We start from the raw sequence: 17,609 nt of genomic DNA on the forward strand, positions 1-17,609 counted from the left end.
GGCTAATGGTTCGCATATCCCAACGCCCATAGCGGACTTGCACCGCCTAGTTAATGAACATGCCTGGCACACAAAAAGGCTGTCCCAAGTATTTTGGGACAGCCTTTTTTCCATTTAAGCTATACAAACTTCTCTATTTTAAGTTTAAATAGAAGAAAAGGTAGGAAAGGAGAACATCATGACACAAAAAACAGCCATCGTTACAGGATCTTCTAGCGGCTTCGGATTATTAACCGTGATTGAACTGGCATTAAAAGGATTTACGGTGATTGCAACGATGAGAGATGTAAACAAAGCACAGCCCCTACTCGAACTTGCAAAAGAAAACCAGGTAGAAAATTTCATTCATGTCCTCCCACTTGATGTTACCTCCACGGAATCCATTCTTCTATTTCGAGGCAAACTAGAGGATTATCCCTCTATAGATGTGTTAGTCAACAATGCGGGTTATGCACTTGGAGGTTTTAGTGAAGAGCTCTCAATAGAGGATTATCGGCTTCAATTTGAAACCAACTTTTTCGGATTGATCGCCGTAACCCAGGCAGTCCTTCCATTGATGCGGGCAAAGAAACAGGGCAGGATTATTAATATGAGCAGTATCAGCGGAAAATTTGGATTCCCCGGATTGTCTGCATATGTCGCATCCAAGCACGCGCTTGAGGGCTATAGCGAGAGCTTACGACTGGAGCTGAAACCATTTGGGATTGATGTTTCTTTAATTGAGCCTGGATCTTTTTCAACCAATATTTGGGCAAGTGTTAATGGGATGGAGGTCAATGCTGAATCACCCTACTCAGCCTATATTGGTAGCTTACTAAATGAAATTGAAGGTGGAAAAGCCGGCCATGGCAATCCAATCGATGTAGCCAAACTGGCTGCACAAATTGCTTCGCAATCGAAATCACCTGACCTCCGGTATCCAATCGGGGCTGGTGTAAAGAATATGCTTACCATTAAAAATTTCCTGCCGTGGAAGCTTGTAGAATCAATCATCTTAAAGAAGCTAAAACCTTAGTTATTAGCAGCATCGATGATAACAAGAGGATTTTTTCGAGATGCTTGTTTATCACGAATTCTCGTAAGTCTTTTCGTTTTTTCTTTTTCGTAAAAATAATGAACAAAGAAATACGAGATGACACCAAGTATGATCCCAAAAATAGTCATTCCAATTAACACATGGACTCCGCCATGAAGAAGACTGACTACGCCACGGAAATCCCCTTGCAATAATTGTTCAAACGAAAATGGTGTCTTATGCCCGATTTGCCCGTTAAATGGATAGATTAGTTTACCAATTTTCTTGGCAAAAGGTAAGAGAAGAACAGGAAGAAAGGATAGTTTTCCAATGACATTTCCGATGATTGCTGCAGGTAATGAACCTTTAGCTATCCGAACCATCGGTAAAAACACAATATAAATAAGGGATGCAGACGATAGAACGACCATTTCCAAACCAAAGCCAATCGCAAATCCCAAGGAAACTTTTTTCGCTCCTCCGGGAGAACGTAACAGTTTGATAAAATTCAACTTAAAAGCTCGTCCAATTCGTTGAATAATATTATGCTTTTTATGTTTTAAGTTCATAGGAATACTTCCTTTTTTTTTCAGATTTTCATCCACAGCTTCCAAGTAATTCGAGGTCTCAATTCGTTAGTACCATTATCATTATCATAACACTAAAAACAGAATAATTAAGGTCTAAATTGTGAACTGTAAGCGAATTCACAATTTACCAAGGATAAATTTTCCTCTCCTAATCGTTAGGACATTTAAATGAATGTTCTTATTATTCCTTTCTTGATAAAAATAAGCCGTGAAAAGGGAAGAAAAAATCACCCTTCACGGCCTTTTAACAGAAGTGCCAATTCATGATCAGCGAATTGATCTTTAATGCCAGGTTTGCTTTGAAAATAAGCAACAATTTCTTCATTTGAATAATTTTTTGATAATCCCTTAATAATGGTTTTTAAATAGGCAGTGGAAGGCTTCTTCCACTCGACTTCATTAATATCCCATGGGGCTGTAAAGGTGTAAATGGGAAAGCCATTTTCATCTCCCAAATACAGTATATTTCCATACCAGGAATGGCGGTGGAATACTTTTGAACCCTTCTGTTTAACATCATTTAAATCAATCTCAAAATTCAGTCCATTATTTTCTTGTTTGACGACATCTAGAAACTGTTCGCCCGTAATTAGATATTTCTTACTATAGGTATGGTTTCCTTTGTCTTGGTTCAAACCGATAAAGGCTACTCCTTGAGATTCCCATCTAGCCGCTTCTTTGGCGAAGTAAAGGGGCAGGTCTATGGTGAAGATTGACTCGTCTACTGGAAGGGAAGGATCTTTACATCCTATCTCAATTTGTGCTGATCCCTCAGGTTGACCACCTTTTATATAACATAAGAATCGGTCGGCATTAATATTGGAACCATAACTTGCATACCAGACATATTGTTGTTTTTCATGCATTATTTATCACCTATTTACTTCCATTATTTTCTTCTCATTATAACTCTACCATAACCTAACGTCTGCTGCTTCTTTCTTTAGGCAATTTTCCAATCATCTACTATTAGCGGGAGGTTAAAAAATCCTATCAGCGGTAACCATAGAAAACATAGGATAAAAATCAAGTTTTTTTGGAGGATCAGATGAAAGTAACAGATGCACTCGTTCATTGTTTAGAAAACGAAGGTGTGGAATATGTGTTTGGGATCGTAGGCACGGAGACACTCGATCTTGCTGATTCATTATCAAAATCAACACAAATTCAGTATGTGAATGTCAGGCATGAGCAAGGGGCTGCTTTTATGGCCGATGTTTATGGTAGACTATCAAAAAAAGTCGGCGTTTGTTTATCGACGCTGGGTCCAGGAGCAACAAATTTATTAACTGGTATTGCCAGCGCTCAGCTCGATCATTCACCCGTGGTGGCATTAATTGGACAAGCTGGTGTGGAACGTCACCATAATGAATCACATCAATATATAGATATAGCTAAATTGTTTGAGCCGACAACAAAGTGGAGCACTCAAATCAAGGAATCCCAGACTGTACCCGCGATTATTCGAAAAGCATTCAGAGTGGCAAAAATGGAGAAACCGGGTTCGGTCGCTATTACGATACCGGAGAACTTTTCCGCTCAAATGATTCCTGGGAAGCCTTTGCCAGTAACATCTTTGCCTGAAAGTGTCCCAGTTAATGAGGCACTCGTAGCAGCAACCCAGCTTATAAAAAAACAACTAAAACCCTTTATTATCATTGGAAACGGAGTAATCAGGCAGGAGGCATACCCTGAGTTGCTGACCTTTATCAATACCATTCAATCTCCTGTTAGCCACAGTTTTATGGCAAAAGGTGTGCTTCCGAAGGAACACCCGCTGAATTTCTTTACGTTTGGATTTAATGAAAACGATGAAGTCTTACCAGGCATGGAGGAAGCAGATTTACTGATTGTTATCGGCTTCGACTTTGTTGAAAAACTGCCGAAAGACTGGAATCAAAAGAAACTTCCGGTTCTACATATCGATACTTTACCTGCCGAAATAAATGAATATTACCCTATCGGGGGTGAACTGGTCGGGAACATTAAGATGACACTCCAAATGCTTAATCAATCAGATCTCCCAACTAAATCCTGGGTACCTTCTGGGGGACTTAGAGAACAAATAAAGACCGTTTATCAAATCGACCAAGATCAGCCAGACCCCAGCACACTGCCCTATACAATTGAGAATGTTCTCCATTGTATTGAAAGTCTTACTTCAGAGAACACAATTGTGATTTCTGATGTCGGTTCCCATAAGGTTTCAATCGCCCGTACCTATCAGCCCAAAATACCAAACCAGTTAATCATCTCAAACGGTCTAGCTTCAATGGGAATTGCCATACCGGGTGCCATCGGAGCAAAACTGGCTTGTCCAGATGACGACGTTATTTGTATTACTGGTGATGGCGGCGCGCTCATGAATTTTGCAGAATTAGAGACGGCCAAACGTCTAGGACTCTCATTCCTCATTATTGTTTTAAATGACTCAATGTTAAAACTTGAGGTTCAGCAAATGAACAAAATGTTTGGGGAAAACTACGGAGTCACCTTCCAGAACCCGGATTTTGTTAATTTAGCTGCTAGCTTTGGTATTAAAGGAATAAGAGCCAGCACCCTTGGTGAATTTGAAAACATCCTCAAAGAGGAGCTGCAGTCCCTAAAGGAAATCGTTGTAATCGACGTTGCCATGCAAAATTGACCCCTAGACTGGAATATGGACAACTCCTATCTGAATAAGTAGATAGAAAGGCTTATTCCAGGGTGGATACGATGAAACGACCAGAAAAAATTGGGAACAAATATAGGGGCTGCTCCGAACACAGGTGTGATTTGGAGGGGTACTAGGTTAAAAACTTCTTAAACCTTTTTAAAAATGTTAACCCAATAACAACCCAAATCCAGTTATAAAAAAAAGAAAATAAAAAAATACTGCCTGTTGTTAGGATGGAAAAAGAACCAGAAACAGTTGGACCCAGGACTGGAAATTTGAAAACATATAAAAGGTTGATCATTCCAATTGTTAAAAAAGTAGCCCCAAAAGCAACGATGCTTATTCTTTTCTTGAGAAAATTGAAAGCGATTCCGGTCCCCAGCCCTAACAAACCAGTTGTAAATGGGAAGATAATTAATTCACTAGGTTGAAGGATTAATAGCAATAGATTGGTAAGGAAATAAGACATGGCGCCAAGTGGAAGGGAGAGGATCGAACAGAATAGAATAGGTGCGGTAGCAAAAGGGCTGATAAAATAGCCTATTCCAGGTAAAAAACCACCTGCTGCCTGGAGAACAGCTGAGATGCTAGCAAATAGTGCAGCTAGAACAAGACGTTTTGCTTTAGAATTTTGTTTGAAGACTAATTGCGCTAAAGGAATATCATCCGAAATTGATTTGAACAAATACATCGGCTCCACCTCGGTCTTTGCGTTTCTTTTCATACAATATATTATTATTTATTAGTGATGGAACCGATGCGCGATTTAAATTAGAAATTGAAACGATAACATATTAGTTTATTATTAACTTCCTAATAATCTCTTCTGTTACTTCTTCTGTTGTATGACTTCCTCCAAGGTCCGGTGTTAAGATGCCCGCATTGGTGACGTTTTCAATAGCATCTAATAATAAAATCCCTAGTTCCTCTTCTCCAAAATGGTCTAACATCATTTTGGCCGTCCAAATTTGACCAAGCGGATTTGCGATGCCCTTCCCAATAATATCAGGTGCAGACCCATGAACCGGTTCAAACATCGAAGGATATTTTCCATTTACATTAATGTTGGCGGCTGGCGCAACCCCGATACTTCCCATACTTGGCCCTTCTTTTACTTTTACAGAAACTCAACCTTCCATTTGAAGCGACTTTTGCAGGCTGATAATTTCACTTTGAATGCTAGGAAATGCTTCGATGTTAGGTACTGTTTTTAAAGAAGGCGAACGTTTTCGATCGGTGGCATTGGCCATCGCTTCACATATATAAAGCAATTGGGAGAGTGTTTCATCTGATAGAATTGGACGTTCTTCGGTTCTTGAACAATTTTCTAGTAAATATCCTAAATGCTCGATCGAAAAAATTACCGGCCAGTAGTATTCCACTGCTTTTTGATTAACCGGAATCTCGCCTGCAGCAGTAGTATATAGCGTAATTAAATTAATAATATTCGTACGCATTTTTCTTAATTCTCTACTCTCCGAAGCAATAAAACCTTCTCCTTGATCTGAAAAGAGGATGATCAAAAATTGAGCCTGACTTGAGATGGTTTTGGTGATTAAATGTGGCAGTCGACTAGAGGCTGATCGCCTCCCTACTAACCTTACACCGATGAGACCAATACTAATTCCGATCAACACATCGATTAATCTGGCCGAGGCAAAATAGAAAAAGCTAAAACTTCCCTGACTCGTGCTTTCTGCCATTAATAATGCATTCGGTGTAAAAAATAGGGCTGCCAATCCATAATTCTTTACAATAAAAAGTTCCGTAATAAACGTCAATAGTAAAACGAAAAAAGCAATAATGTAACCATCTGGGTGCATAGCAAGAATGAAACTAGCAATTAAAATACCAATGATGGTACCCAATCCTCTTTGAATGGCACGATGATAGGTCGCAACAATGGTAGAGCCTGACAAAACAGCTACACAGGATAAAGGGACCCAATAGGACCGTACAAATGCAAACTGAAAGGCAATAATTGCAGCAATAGTCGTAATAACGCCGAATCGTATCGCCGTAATAAAAACAATCGAGTGTTTATCAAAGGCACCCATAAAAATAGTCTTAAAGGAAGGTTTGGAAATTCGAAGCGTTTGATTTATTTTAGATGTTGGTTCATTCATGATGGCATCCGCATCATAAACGATTGTAAATAATTGAGCCACCTTTTCATCCATATCTGAAGGCTGAAGAATTTTTTTTGAAAAACTTTCTCCCTTTTTCTTATGGTCTAGTGAATGAGCCATTTCCCGGATAGTTTGACCCAATTCAGGTGGGAAGTTGGAATGACTATCTGAAAAATTTTCAAGAACATACAAAAATAGTTGATTGGCATGATTGTTTAATACGTATAAACGATTAAAGAGATCCGTTGTTCGCCAAGGGATATACCCTGCTGCCAATGTTTCTTCTGCTTCTTTCAAAACGGACATAACTCGATGTTTCGAAACAGAAAATTTATTTGTACCAACGGAATCGAGAAACGCAGCCAATTCCAAATAAACTCTTTGGACGACCCCTGTTTCTGGGCCATGTGGATTGAAGAACCAGCCAAACATGGCAATCATCCACGATAGGGTTCCTCCAAGAAAGACAAGAGCGGCGCGTAACGGGGCAAGCTCTGGTTGGATTGGCATCCCTGTAGTCATCGAAAAAACCAACACAAAAAAGATGGCAGAGGGTCCCGTTATTCGTAATGCACCAAATATAAAAATAGCAGCTGCTCCAATGATCCCCATTAAAATGGCGATAGCAAGTGGATATGGAGCAGATAGTGTCCCTAATACTGAGACCAAGCACATGCCAAGAATGACAAATACTAGCTTTTTTGCCCGCTGAGCATAGGGGATATTAAATACATAAAGATAGGTAAAGCCCCCCATCCCGGCTAACAATCCATATTCTAAATTACCAAATAATAATCCAATAATAACAGGGAGTGCTGCAGCAATACCTGCACAAAATGCCTTTAGCCAGGGAAATGGCTTCTTATTCACTGCCATCGATTGCTTTATAATAGTTAGGAATTTAGATTTAGAGGCTCCTGCTTTGTGGCTTTCTTCCATCCTGATCGCTTCTTTCCAACATTAGTAATTCACATGAATAATGAATTCCTTCATTGCCGAGTGATCTCTTATTCAGGCTAGTCCAAGGGCGATTTCCATCATATTAGTAAAAGCTATTTGTCTTTCTTCCGGTGTCGTTTGTTCATTCCTAATAATGTGGTCACTTACCGTCAAAATCGTAAGCGCGTTAACCCCGGCATATGCTGCATTCATATAAAGTCCTGCCGTCTCCATTTCCACAGATAGAATTCCCATTTTCCGCCACTTTTCGATGGCAGTGGGATCCGCATTATAAAAAATATCGCTGGTTAGAACATTTCCTACATGAACCGGAAGACCTTTTTGATCGGCACCTCTCTTCGCTTTTTCCAACAAACTAAACGAAGCAATATTGGAAAACTCTCCAGGAAGGTTGTATTGATGAACATAGCGAGAATCGGTCGAAGCCCCCATCGCCAATACAATATCATACAAATTCATATGATCTTGGATGGCACCACAAGTACCGATCCGGATTAAATTTTTTACACCAAATACATGAATCAGCTCCCATGAATAAAGACTCATACTGGGCATCCCCATACCTGTGCCCATAACTGAGACTTTCTTCCCTTGATAGGTTCCTGTATACCCAAACATGTTGCGGACAGAATTAAATTGTACCGAGTTTTCTAGATAGGTTTCAGCAATAAATTTTGCTCGTAATGGATCACCTGGTAAAAGAATCGTTTCTGCAATTTCTACCCCATTTGGCTTTATATGCGGCGTTTCCTTCTGTTCCATATTACTCATTCCTATTCACTCCTAAAAGGTAATGTATCTAAGGTATTTTTCCTTATGGTGACAGTTTCATTCATCAAAAAAAAGCAACTACATCTGTAACCATGTAGTTGCTTGTGATTTTGGCACTATTAATTGTGGTGCTCGACTCTCCATTTAGCTTTAGCTTCAATACGGCGACGATGCAAAATCGGCTCAGTGTAGCCGTTTGGCTGATCATAGCCTTTAAATACTAAGTCGGACGCTGCTTGAAATGCAACAGAGTGATCATAATCTACAGCCATCGGGCGATAGGCCGGGTCACCTTCATTTTGACGGTCCACTACTTTCGCCATCCGCTTTAACGTTTCTAGAACCTGTTCCTTCGTACAAATACCATGATGCAGCCAGTTAGCGATATGCTGGCTAGAAATCCTTAGCGTGGCACGGTCCTCCATCAAACCCACATGATTAATATCTAGTACTTTCGAACAGCCAACGCCCATTTCTACCCAACGAACGACATAGCCAAGTATGCCCTGGGCATTGTTATCAAGCTCCTGCTGAATTTCCTCACCGGACCAGTTGGTATTTTCGGCAGCCGGAATCGTTAAAATCTGATCTCTTAAATCCTGAATATCCTTTGCTAACTCATGCTGCACCTTTGAAACATCTAACTGATGATAATGAAGGGCATGCAGGGTTGCAGCGGTTGGTGAAGGAACCCATGCAGTCGTCCCGCCCGCTTGCAGGTGGCCGATTTTTTGCTTGAGCATTTCAGCCATCAGATCCGGCATCGCCCACATCCCTTTACCAATCTGGGCCCGACCTTTCAGACCAGCCGCAAGTCCGACATACACATTTGATTTTTCATAGCTTTGCAGCCAAGTCGAAAATTTCATTTCGTTTTTGCGAATAACCGCCCCGATTTCCATAGACGTATGAATTTCATCACCAGTCCGGTCCAAGAAACCAGTATTAATGAAGACAATTCGATCTTTTACTTCACGAATACAATTCTTCAGATTCAAAGACGTCCGGCGCTCTTCGTCCATCACACCAATCTTTAGCGTATTCCGTACAAGACCAAGCATGTCTTCCACACGATTAAACGTTTCGTTGGCAAACGCCGCTTCTTCGGACCCATGCATTTTCGGCTTTACGATATAGATTGATCCATTAGTCGAGTTTTGATATTTTCCATTCGCCAAAAGAGTATGCTTGGCAATTAAACTGGTAAGTACCGTATCCATTAACCCTTCTGGTACCTCGTTCCCATCCTTATCAAGAATGGCATGACTCTTCATTAAATGGCCGACAATACGGACAAACATAAGCGATCGCCCTTTTAAGGCGAATTCTTCACCTGATGGGGATGTATATTGTCGATCAGGCTGGAGAGATCGGGTGATCGTCTTTCCATTCTTAGTTAAAGCAGCTGTCAAGTCCCCCTTCATCAATCCGAGCCAATTTGAATAAACAAGCACCTTATCCTCTGCATCAACGGCAGCAACTGAATCTTCACAGTCCATAATCGTCGTTAATGCCGACTCTATGAAAATATCTTTAACACCAGCTAAGTCTGTTTTGCCAATTGGATGGCTGCGGTCGACTTGGATTTCAAAATAGAGTCCATTATTTTTAAACAAAATGGAGGAAGGTTCTTCTGGATCCCCCTGATACCCGAATAGTTTGGTTTCATCTGAAAGCCCTTTGGTTGAGCCATTGCGGAGTAAAACTGCTAATTTCCCATTCACAATCGAATATTTAACAGCTTCCTTATGGGAAAATTGGTTAAGTGGTATGGCTTGATCAAGAAACTCCCTTGCAAAAACAATTACTTTTTCCCCTCGAACTGGATTATAGCCAGCATTTCGCTGGGCTCCGCCTTCCTCACTTATTGCATCCGTTCCATATAATGCATCGTAAAGGCTTCCCCACCGGGCGTTAGCTGCGTTTAAGGCATAGCGGGCATTATCAACAGGAACGACAAGCTGCGGTCCTGCTTTTAAGGCTACTTCCTCATCGACATTTTCAGTAGTAATTTGAAAGTCTGCTGCTTCAGACTCTAAATAGCCAATTTCCTTTAAAAATGATTTATAATTTTCAAAGTGGAAGGATTTATTTATTCGGTGCCAGGCATTGATTTGATGTTGAATGTCATCCCTTCGAGCTAATAGCTGATTATTTTTCGGTGTCAAATCAGCAAAGAGTGTCTCGAAATCAGCCCAGAACTTTTCGCGTTCCAAGCCAGTTCCAGGTAAAGCGTCCTCGTTAATAAACTGATAAAGTACATCCGCTACTTGAAGATTACCTATTTTTACATAGTTTGACATCGTTCAATTTCCTCCTTATGTAGCTTAACTTTAACATCCACCTATTAATCTGTGATTCTCTTCAAAATGAAAAAATAAGAATCTTATTAAACCTTTCCCCATTTTCTCCTCTCCGCAAAAAATAATGAAGCGCTTCCTTTATTATACAACAATTGAAATAAGAAAAAACCTTGCAGTATGCAAGATTATCTTTTCCTTCAACATCCTTTAAAAATATGAATGATGGCAGCAACAATTACCGTCAGATGCTGCCAGAAGTCTATTTCACTTCAAAAATTTATGATTACTTAGCCGAAAGAATTTTGATTTCATTTTCTGCCTCAACCATTCTGCCAAATCGATATCCTTCAATCAGTACATGCCTCTCATGATCACTTAGTCGACGCTTCCATTTCGTTTCTAAAAAATAGATGACTTCGTTATAGAAGATTTCCTGGTATTCAAAAGGTTTATTCATAAATAAGTCTCCTTCCTATCTTAATCGCCCTCTGCTTAACAGTCTTTACAAATTGCAGAGAAATTAAAACTTGGTGAGCAAAAGTGATTATTCAATTAAAAAAAGGCTGTTCCGTGAAATTCGGACAGCCTTTAATAGCTTAGGTAACTTTCTCGTCGCCTAAACTAGTTATATAATAATTTACTAACTCTGGATATTCCTTGATTTCTTCTTTCCCCTTCTCAGTTATTACATAGATACCTCGTTTGATCCTTTCAAACCAACCATAATAGTTTTTAGTAAGGACCGAGGAAGTATTTTTTCCAGATCCCAATTGAATTAACTTTTTCGGGGATAATGGACCCAAATTTTCTAGGTAACACGCAATTTGGATGCAATTTTCTTTATAAGCTGTCATAATCTTGGTTCGATTACTGCCGCCCACATTATAGTCCGCACTACGGCCGTTAATTTCCTTCATAATAGAATCTCGCTTGCGTTTGTTTTTGCGGCGAATAAATGAAGTGGGCTCGAAAATAATTTCTGCCCTTCCCCGTTTTCCTGGGCTCGAAACAACAATCAATCCCAGCTCCAGCCTGCGAATTAAATGGCATTTTTCTGTCCACCGTTTAGAATTTAAACGATGCTTCGGTTTCGGTATCGCCACATAAACCTTATCCGTAATCCGCTGCCGTTTGGACGCCTGTATTAGTAAATCCACACTTAAGGTGAGTTTTAATTCAATGACAACTAACTCTTCATCTTTCACCGCAACAATATCGCAGTCCTTCACTTCCCCGTAAACCTCATACCCTTCACGTAAAAAATAAGTCTGAATGGGTTTATATAAATCTATCTCTTGCAGCTTTTTTGTTTCCGTCAAACGGTATCACCACCCAATGCCAACCTTTAGAATCATACTTACAAATGTAACCCATTTTTTCTTTTTGGAAAAGGATGTTTCACCGATGATAGAACTTAATTCTTTATATGATTTGTAGAATTTATAACTGAATTTAAAAATTTTATTATTACTCACCCATGGATGGTATATCTATTTTTGGGAAATATAGTATTTATTAACTTCTAGGAGTGTACCTCATGATTGCCATCATCTATTCGGTTATTTGGATAATTGTTGCCTCCAAGTTCGCTGATCGAAATTGGAAGGCCTATTATCCTACGATGCTTTTTGCTTCCCTCGGAGAGGCATTATATGAACTCCTTTGTTATAAATATCAACTTTGGCAAATGGAACCAAATGGGGTACAGTTTGCTATGATTCCGATTTTGTTATTAACTTTAATTGGAATGCCCCTCTCGACATGGGTTTACCTTTCTAAATATCCTTTTAGAAAAGGCGTCCTCTCTCAATCTCTTTACATTGCCTTTTTTACATGCGCCTATATTATTTTGGAATATGTAGCGGTGAAGGGCGGATCTATTACCTACCACCATCATTGGAATTTATTATGGTCCCTATTATTCGTAATTGTTATGTTCTTAATCATTCGAATCCATTTTAAAAGACCTATCCTCGCCCTTATCTTTTCAGCAATCTTTGCTATTTTTCTATGTTTAGTTTTTGATGTTTCCCTTGTCAAAATGAAGTAATTTTATAACGGCTTTCAGCACACTTCCGTCTGTCCTCTTTCAGACGGAAGTGTACCGATTTTCAAAATCCTTTCGATTCTTGTTTTTCCCAAAATTCATAGATCATTTCTTGAAAAATTTCATTTAAGCTTTTCTTTTTTTGCTTTTTTAACCACTCGACCTGGTCAATTGGCAAATTAAGTTTTAAACCAACATCCTCATTTGGCATTTCCACTTTTCTTATTTCTTCTATAGTAATGCCATCTTCTATATTCGGAAACCAAGAATCATTTTCGTTTACCCGATCAAAATCTTGATATTCTTGGATATCATCGAGCGCGCAGAATAAATTAAGTTGTGGCAAGCCGCCACTCAGAATTTTTACATGCATAATGGAATTTATGATTCTATCATCTTCAAATTCTATCTCAACTATTAGGTTTTCCACGTTTTTGTATTTTTTAACAACAACCTCACTGACAATCAGATTTAATTCTAAGGTAATACCCGAACTCGATTCAAAGATGTAGACCGCGTTTCTAAATACAAAGATACTCTCTCCATCGATTGTGACTGATTTTACAACTACCATAAACCTTTCCTCCATACATTTGTTTCATCTATTAGTTAATAGAAACTATGCCTAATTTATAGCGGTAATATTGATTCTCACTCTTTAAATTTACCATATAAATGAAGTGACAGTTGAATTTTTATTTAAACATTTAATACACAATAATTTATATGCCAATGGGGAATATTAGAAGAGGCAATATATTGGAAAGGGGTGAACGAGGAAATGAATCAAGATCTTACAATTGATCCTAACCAAATGCCTAAATTTAATAGTCATGAGGAAGCAAGAGGTTGGTTTAAAGAGCAATTTGGCGACCGATTTTTACTAAGGATGACGGATATGAAAGATGGAAAAAGAGTGAATTTTTATCATCTCGTCAAAGACCCTGAGGTGTACAAGCCTTACATGGAGAGCTTTGCCAGCGTCGTTCAACATGAAATCACCAACATGGACGTCTTCAAAAGCTATACAACCATCGAAATTGATGACAATGGGAATGTTGAAATCAAGGATTAAATTTTTTAGGGGTAACCCCATGAGCGTTAAATCAATAAAAGGTTAGAAAAAGAGACTGGCTGACTCAACAATGTTGTTTTTAAACAACATTAGAGCCAGCCTACCAATATGGAGACTCTTGAAAAATCTATGCTTTCTTATTATTTTTGGCTTCAGCAAAAACAAATAAATCACGATAATATTTTTGCACCTTTATTATTGAGATATCATGAGCCCTTAGTAAGTCTAAGGTATTCCGATTTAAACAGCATCCATCACAGATTTTTTTCCAAGCGGGAGTTAACCAGTCCTGGAGTGTTGATAAAAACCGATTTTGCATTTTTACATGTTCAAATAGGAGAATTTTACCTTCAGGCTTACATACTCGTTTCATCTCTAAAATGGCTTTTTCCGGATTTGGTATCGTACAAAATACAAGTGTTGCCACTATAGTATCAAAAGTATCCGCAGCAAAAGGCAGCTTTTCTGCACTTGCCTGAACAATTTCGATTGGGACTAGTGATTGCTTATGTTTCGATAAGGACCGCTCAATCATATGTTGACTCGGTTCAATCGCAGTCACTTTTTCTGAGGATTCATATAAAGGAAAATTAATTCCTGTACCAGATCCTAATTCTAGGACACTTCCTGTTGCCTTGGAAAGAAGCTCGTTCCGAATCCTCTTAAACTTCTTTTTCTCCAACGGATTCATAATAAAATCATACCAATTTGCAAATAAACGACTCAAAACTTTCAACTCCAAACAAGTAACCTCAAAGGAATACGATTTATTTATTTTACCACCCAATGCCAGATAAGGTTGCTACTAATAAAATAACAGGATATCATTTTTTAGGTAATATCCTTGTACAATTTTCTCTTCTTAAAATTTTATTAGTTTACATAATATATTTATAATAAACTATTTTGCTTATACAAGACAAAATAAAAAGCGATGAGAGAACAATCTCAACGCTTTTCATTCTGTTTGCTCATTATTATTTTACTGGCTGCATCAATGTCGCTTCATACTCCAATAATGCTTCATCAAGCATTTGCAGCCCTTCATCAATTTGTTCCATTGTGACAATTAAGGGTGGGATCATGCGAATGACTTCCCCATGATTTCCGCACAGATAGAATAAAACACCTTTTTCAAGCGCGAGGTCAAGAATTTTTAACAATCCTTCACCATTCGGTCCACCTGTAACAGGGTCAATGATTTCAATACCAATCATTAAGCCCACCGCACGGATGCTCCCAATAACAGGGTGTCGTTCCTTGATTTTTTCTAACTGTTGAACAGCATAATTCCCCATAATCCTAGTATTTTCGAGAAGGTTTTCCTCTTTCATTACTTCTAATGTAGCCAGACCAACGGAACAAGCAATCGGATTCCCGCCAAACGTTGTCCCGTGACTTCCGAGTGGCCATTGTTTCATTAATTCACTGGAAGAAACGGTGGCGCTAAGCGGAAGACCGTTGGCAATTCCTTTGGCAATTGCCATAATATCCGGGGTAACGTCAAATGTTTGTGCGGCGAACCATTGACCTGTGCGGCCAAATCCCGTTTGAACCTCATCAAAAATGAGTAAAATATTATGTTGATCACAAATTTCACGAACCTTTTTTAACCAGCCCTTCGGTGGAACAATATATCCACCTTCACCAAGAACAGGCTCTAAAATCACACAAGCGACTTCTTCCGGTGTTACTTGATGGCTAAATAAAGAGGCGAAATCTTTTTCTAATTTTTCGATGACATATGCTTCAGGGTCTAGACCTTCTGGGCATTCTTTAACATTTGCATAAGGAACCTGATAGGTAAGACCGGATGGCTGCATGAATTTTCGATATTTGCTTTTAGATGTAGTCACACTTAATGCGCCTAACGAACGGCCATGAAAACAACCAGTAAAGGAAATAACATACGGACGTTTCGTCACATATTTTGCTAGTTTAAGAGCTCCTTCGATTGCTTCCGTCCCACTATTGGCAAAGAAAAAGCAATCAAGGTCTCCGGGTAAAATTTCAGCAAGTTCATCGGCTAAACGTAAAATCGACTCATACATAATCACGCCAGAAGGACCATGCATCAATCCATCTGCTGCATCTTTTATGGCTTGCACCACCTTTGGATGACGATGACCAACATTTGTGACAGCAATCCCGGATGTAAAATCAAGATATTTCTTTCCATCCACTCCAAAGTAATAGCAGCCTTCTTCTTTCACAACTGGTAGATTTGGATGGTCCTTCGCCATGCTCGGTGCAAGTCGATTCGGCATATTTTTCACGAGGTGATCCCATTTGTTCTCCATACTTTGACCTCCATATTCGTAATCCTTTTCTCTCGAAATTACGGGTTTCTTCTATTATTATCAGTTTAGTGAAGTGAGTTATTTAATCGATTTTAAACTTTCATCTCGAATCAGCGACAATAATTCTTCTTTGTATTCGGCAAACTCGTGTGTAGCTTTTACACTAAAATCTCTAGGTCTCTCTAGTGTTATAGGGATCTTTTTCTTTAAACGACCTGGTCTTGCAGTCATCACATAAACGGAATCTGCTAAAAAGATCGATTCATCGACATCATGCGTAATAAATAGAATCGTCTTTTTGGACTCTTCCCATGCTTTCAAGAGCACTTCTTGCATAATGTTTCTAGTTTGGGCATCCAATGCTCCAAACGGCTCATCCATTAATAATATTTTCGGATCGTTTGCCAGCGCCCGTGCAATCGCAACACGTTGTTTCATCCCACCTGATAATTGAATCGGGAAATGCGATTCAAATCCTTCTAAACCGATTAATTGCAAGTAGTGTCTTGCAATATCGTCTCTTTCTTTTTGAGAAACACCCTTTAGCTTTAGTCCAAAGGTAATATTCTCTTTGACAGATAACCATGGAAATAAAGTGTATGATTGAAACACCATACCTCGATCAGGTCCAGGTCCATTGATTTCCTGCCCATCAAGAAGAACTTTTCCTGACGTTGCATCTTCTAAACCTGCGACAATCCGTAACACGGTGGATTTGCCACAACCTGAAGGTCCTAAAATGGTGACAAATTCCCCTTCTTCAATCGAAAAGGAGGTTTTTTCTAATGCGGTTGTTTCCCCGCTTTTAGTTTTAAAGACTTTTCCTACCTCTTTGATTTCTAACTTTGGTGTTCCTGTTATCGAAACAATCGATTCTCTACGTTTTGGTTCCGCTATTTTTTCGACCTCTTTAACTTTTAAACTAGGTGTGACCATCTAAAAACCATCCTTTCTCATCCAAGAAAACGAAGCCTTGTATATGGCTTTAAAAAGAATATCTGTAATCAACCCTAGTAAACCAATAATCAAGATTCCTACGATGATTTTATCTGGCTGAAGAAAACGTGATGCCTGCATGATCATATATCCTAAACCGCTAGAGGCACCGACAATTTCTGCGACCACTAAATAGGTCCAAGCCCATCCGAATGTGATCCGAAGTGTATCAACAATACCTGGTAATGAAGCAGGCAGAATTACCTTTGTGAACACCTGGACCTTCTTTGCCCCTAATGTGTAAGAAACATCGACTAAATCATTTTGAACATTTTTGGTTACGTCCATAATCATTAGTGTCAGCTGGAAAAACGTTCCTAAGAAAATGACACTCATTTTTTCGGTCTCTCCAAGTCCAATCCAAAGAATTAGTAAGGGAATGAAGGCGGATGCTGGCATATAGCGAATGAAGCCGATGATCGGTTCAAAAGCTCCTTCCATAATCCGCAGCGATCCCATTAAGATCCCTAGAGGTATGCCAATAATGGCAGCAGCTAGAAACCCAAAAAGAACCCTTGTAAAACTGATTCCAATATCCGAAAGAATCTCACCATTTATAAACATATCAACGGCTGTGGCTAATACAGCAGATGGAGTTGGTAGGAATAAAGGATTAACAAACTGCCCGTAACTAAGTACAGACCAAATCAATAGAAAAATAATAAATGTTAAGAATCCAGCCGAAGTATAAAACATTTTTGGAATTTCCTTATTAGGAGTAAACAATTTTGCTATCATTTTTTCTCACCTATTTTCTTATGCGTTTT

Annotated in this window: 17 protein-coding genes and 1 pseudogene; 4 read left to right on the plus strand and 14 right to left on the minus strand. The window is 39.1% G+C overall.

The features are described from left to right. Window positions 1–178 precede the first annotated feature (178 nt). The gene (locus AB7942_RS12655) at window positions 179–1,015 is read left to right on the plus strand and encodes an SDR family oxidoreductase (protein ID WP_369447107.1); all 837 of its coding nucleotides are present in this window, start codon (window positions 179–181) and stop codon (window positions 1,013–1,015) included. Here AB7942_RS12655 and AB7942_RS12660 read toward each other — a convergent pair. Together AB7942_RS12660 and AB7942_RS12665 are read right to left on the minus strand one after the other, a co-directional pair. Continuing rightward, window positions 1,012–1,584: a DUF2062 domain-containing protein gene (locus tag AB7942_RS12660; RefSeq protein ID WP_369447108.1), complete on the minus strand. Its 573-nt coding sequence runs from the start codon at window positions 1,582–1,584 to the stop codon at window positions 1,012–1,014. The two genes, AB7942_RS12655 and AB7942_RS12660, sit on opposite strands and share 4 nt — an antisense overlap. Window positions 1,585–1,832: 248 nt before the next feature. After that, a complete protein-coding gene (locus tag AB7942_RS12665) occupies window positions 1,833–2,471 on the minus strand; it encodes a hypothetical protein (RefSeq protein WP_369447109.1) in 639 nt (212 codons plus the stop codon). 182 nt (window positions 2,472–2,653) lie between these two features. Between AB7942_RS12665 and AB7942_RS12670 the strand changes: the two genes are divergently transcribed. After that, the gene (locus AB7942_RS12670) at window positions 2,654–4,249 is read left to right on the plus strand and encodes an acetolactate synthase large subunit (protein ID WP_369447110.1); all 1,596 of its coding nucleotides are present in this window, start codon (window positions 2,654–2,656) and stop codon (window positions 4,247–4,249) included. Between the two features lie 142 nt (window positions 4,250–4,391). On the opposite strand, the gene AB7942_RS12675 is transcribed toward AB7942_RS12670, so the two are convergent. From AB7942_RS12675 to AB7942_RS12705, 7 genes and pseudogenes are all read right to left on the minus strand, one after another. Continuing rightward, a complete protein-coding gene (locus AB7942_RS12675) occupies window positions 4,392–4,952 on the minus strand; it encodes a hypothetical protein (protein ID WP_369447111.1) in 561 nt (186 codons plus the stop codon). A 103-nt stretch (window positions 4,953–5,055) separates the two neighbouring features. Further along, a pseudogene (locus AB7942_RS12680) lies at window positions 5,056–5,358 on the minus strand (isocitrate/isopropylmalate family dehydrogenase); the annotation flags it as partial. A 30-nt stretch (window positions 5,359–5,388) separates the two neighbouring features. After that, on the minus strand, window positions 5,389–7,329 hold the full coding sequence (locus AB7942_RS12685; RefSeq protein WP_369447112.1) for an FUSC family protein: 1,941 nt from the start codon (window positions 7,327–7,329) through the stop codon (window positions 5,389–5,391). Between the two features lie 72 nt (window positions 7,330–7,401). Continuing rightward, a complete protein-coding gene (gene deoD, locus AB7942_RS12690) occupies window positions 7,402–8,112 on the minus strand; it encodes a purine-nucleoside phosphorylase (protein ID WP_369447273.1) in 711 nt (236 codons plus the stop codon). A 128-nt stretch (window positions 8,113–8,240) separates the two neighbouring features. Next, complete coding sequence (locus AB7942_RS12695; RefSeq protein WP_369447113.1) at window positions 8,241–10,424, minus strand: malate synthase G; 2,184 nt, start codon at window positions 10,422–10,424, stop codon at window positions 8,241–8,243. A gap of 283 nt (window positions 10,425–10,707) precedes the next feature. Beyond that, window positions 10,708–10,881, minus strand: coding sequence for a hypothetical protein (locus AB7942_RS12700; protein WP_168244294.1), 174 nt, complete (start codon window positions 10,879–10,881; stop codon window positions 10,708–10,710). Window positions 10,882–11,020: 139 nt separating this feature from the next. Continuing rightward, window positions 11,021–11,743, minus strand: coding sequence for a DUF2161 domain-containing phosphodiesterase (locus AB7942_RS12705; protein ID WP_369447114.1), 723 nt, complete (start codon window positions 11,741–11,743; stop codon window positions 11,021–11,023). A 218-nt stretch (window positions 11,744–11,961) separates the two neighbouring features. Here AB7942_RS12705 and AB7942_RS12710 point away from each other — a divergent pair, with 218 nt between their 5' ends. After that, window positions 11,962–12,474, plus strand: a complete 513-nt coding sequence (locus AB7942_RS12710) for a CBO0543 family protein (RefSeq protein ID WP_369447115.1) — start codon at window positions 11,962–11,964, stop codon at window positions 12,472–12,474. Between the two features lie 61 nt (window positions 12,475–12,535). Here the strand turns inward: AB7942_RS12710 and AB7942_RS12715 are convergent, their stop codons facing one another. After that, entirely contained in the window at window positions 12,536–13,045 is a 510-nt protein-coding gene (locus AB7942_RS12715; protein WP_369447116.1) for a hypothetical protein, read from the minus strand. 207 nt (window positions 13,046–13,252) lie between these two features. Between AB7942_RS12715 and AB7942_RS12720 the strand changes: the two genes are divergently transcribed. Then, complete coding sequence (locus AB7942_RS12720; RefSeq protein WP_369447117.1) at window positions 13,253–13,546, plus strand: hypothetical protein; 294 nt, start codon at window positions 13,253–13,255, stop codon at window positions 13,544–13,546. Between the two features lie 127 nt (window positions 13,547–13,673). Here AB7942_RS12720 and AB7942_RS12725 read toward each other — a convergent pair whose 3' ends face one another. The 4 genes from AB7942_RS12725 to AB7942_RS12740 form a co-directional block, all read right to left on the minus strand. Then, on the minus strand, window positions 13,674–14,273 hold the full coding sequence (locus AB7942_RS12725) for a class I SAM-dependent methyltransferase (RefSeq protein WP_369447118.1): 600 nt from the start codon (window positions 14,271–14,273) through the stop codon (window positions 13,674–13,676). A gap of 250 nt (window positions 14,274–14,523) precedes the next feature. After that, a complete protein-coding gene (locus AB7942_RS12730) occupies window positions 14,524–15,846 on the minus strand; it encodes an aspartate aminotransferase family protein (protein ID WP_369447119.1) in 1,323 nt (440 codons plus the stop codon). 78 nt (window positions 15,847–15,924) lie between these two features. After that, the gene (locus AB7942_RS12735) at window positions 15,925–16,782 is read right to left on the minus strand and encodes an ABC transporter ATP-binding protein (protein WP_369447120.1); all 858 of its coding nucleotides are present in this window, start codon (window positions 16,780–16,782) and stop codon (window positions 15,925–15,927) included. After that, the gene (locus AB7942_RS12740; RefSeq protein ID WP_098934136.1) at window positions 16,783–17,580 is read right to left on the minus strand and encodes an ABC transporter permease; all 798 of its coding nucleotides are present in this window, start codon (window positions 17,578–17,580) and stop codon (window positions 16,783–16,785) included. It lies immediately after the preceding gene. Window positions 17,581–17,609 lie beyond the last annotated feature (29 nt).

This window comes from Neobacillus sp. BF23-41 (assembly GCF_041106275.1).

Coding starts and splice junctions, on each gene's coding strand:
- AB7942_RS12655 (WP_369447107.1), top strand. CDS start 179: ATGACACAAAAAACAGCCATCGTTACAGGATCTTCTAGCGGCTTCGGA.
- AB7942_RS12660 (WP_369447108.1), bottom strand. CDS start 1,584: ATGAACTTAAAACATAAAAAGCATAATATTATTCAACGAATTGGACGA.
- AB7942_RS12665 (WP_369447109.1), bottom strand. CDS start 2,471: ATGCATGAAAAACAACAATATGTCTGGTATGCAAGTTATGGTTCCAAT.
- AB7942_RS12670 (WP_369447110.1), top strand. CDS start 2,654: ATGAAAGTAACAGATGCACTCGTTCATTGTTTAGAAAACGAAGGTGTG.
- AB7942_RS12675 (WP_369447111.1), bottom strand. CDS start 4,952: ATGTATTTGTTCAAATCAATTTCGGATGATATTCCTTTAGCGCAATTA.
- AB7942_RS12685 (WP_369447112.1), bottom strand. CDS start 7,329: ATGGAAGAAAGCCACAAAGCAGGAGCCTCTAAATCTAAATTCCTAACT.
- deoD (WP_369447273.1), bottom strand. CDS start 8,112: ATGGAACAGAAGGAAACGCCGCATATAAAGCCAAATGGGGTAGAAATT.
- AB7942_RS12695 (WP_369447113.1), bottom strand. CDS start 10,424: ATGTCAAACTATGTAAAAATAGGTAATCTTCAAGTAGCGGATGTACTT.
- AB7942_RS12700 (WP_168244294.1), bottom strand. CDS start 10,881: ATGAATAAACCTTTTGAATACCAGGAAATCTTCTATAACGAAGTCATC.
- AB7942_RS12710 (WP_369447115.1), top strand. CDS start 11,962: ATGATTGCCATCATCTATTCGGTTATTTGGATAATTGTTGCCTCCAAG.
- AB7942_RS12715 (WP_369447116.1), bottom strand. CDS start 13,045: ATGGTAGTTGTAAAATCAGTCACAATCGATGGAGAGAGTATCTTTGTA.
- AB7942_RS12720 (WP_369447117.1), top strand. CDS start 13,253: ATGAATCAAGATCTTACAATTGATCCTAACCAAATGCCTAAATTTAAT.
- AB7942_RS12730 (WP_369447119.1), bottom strand. CDS start 15,846: ATGGAGAACAAATGGGATCACCTCGTGAAAAATATGCCGAATCGACTT.
- AB7942_RS12735 (WP_369447120.1), bottom strand. CDS start 16,782: ATGGTCACACCTAGTTTAAAAGTTAAAGAGGTCGAAAAAATAGCGGAA.
- AB7942_RS12740 (WP_098934136.1), bottom strand. CDS start 17,580: ATGATAGCAAAATTGTTTACTCCTAATAAGGAAATTCCAAAAATGTTT.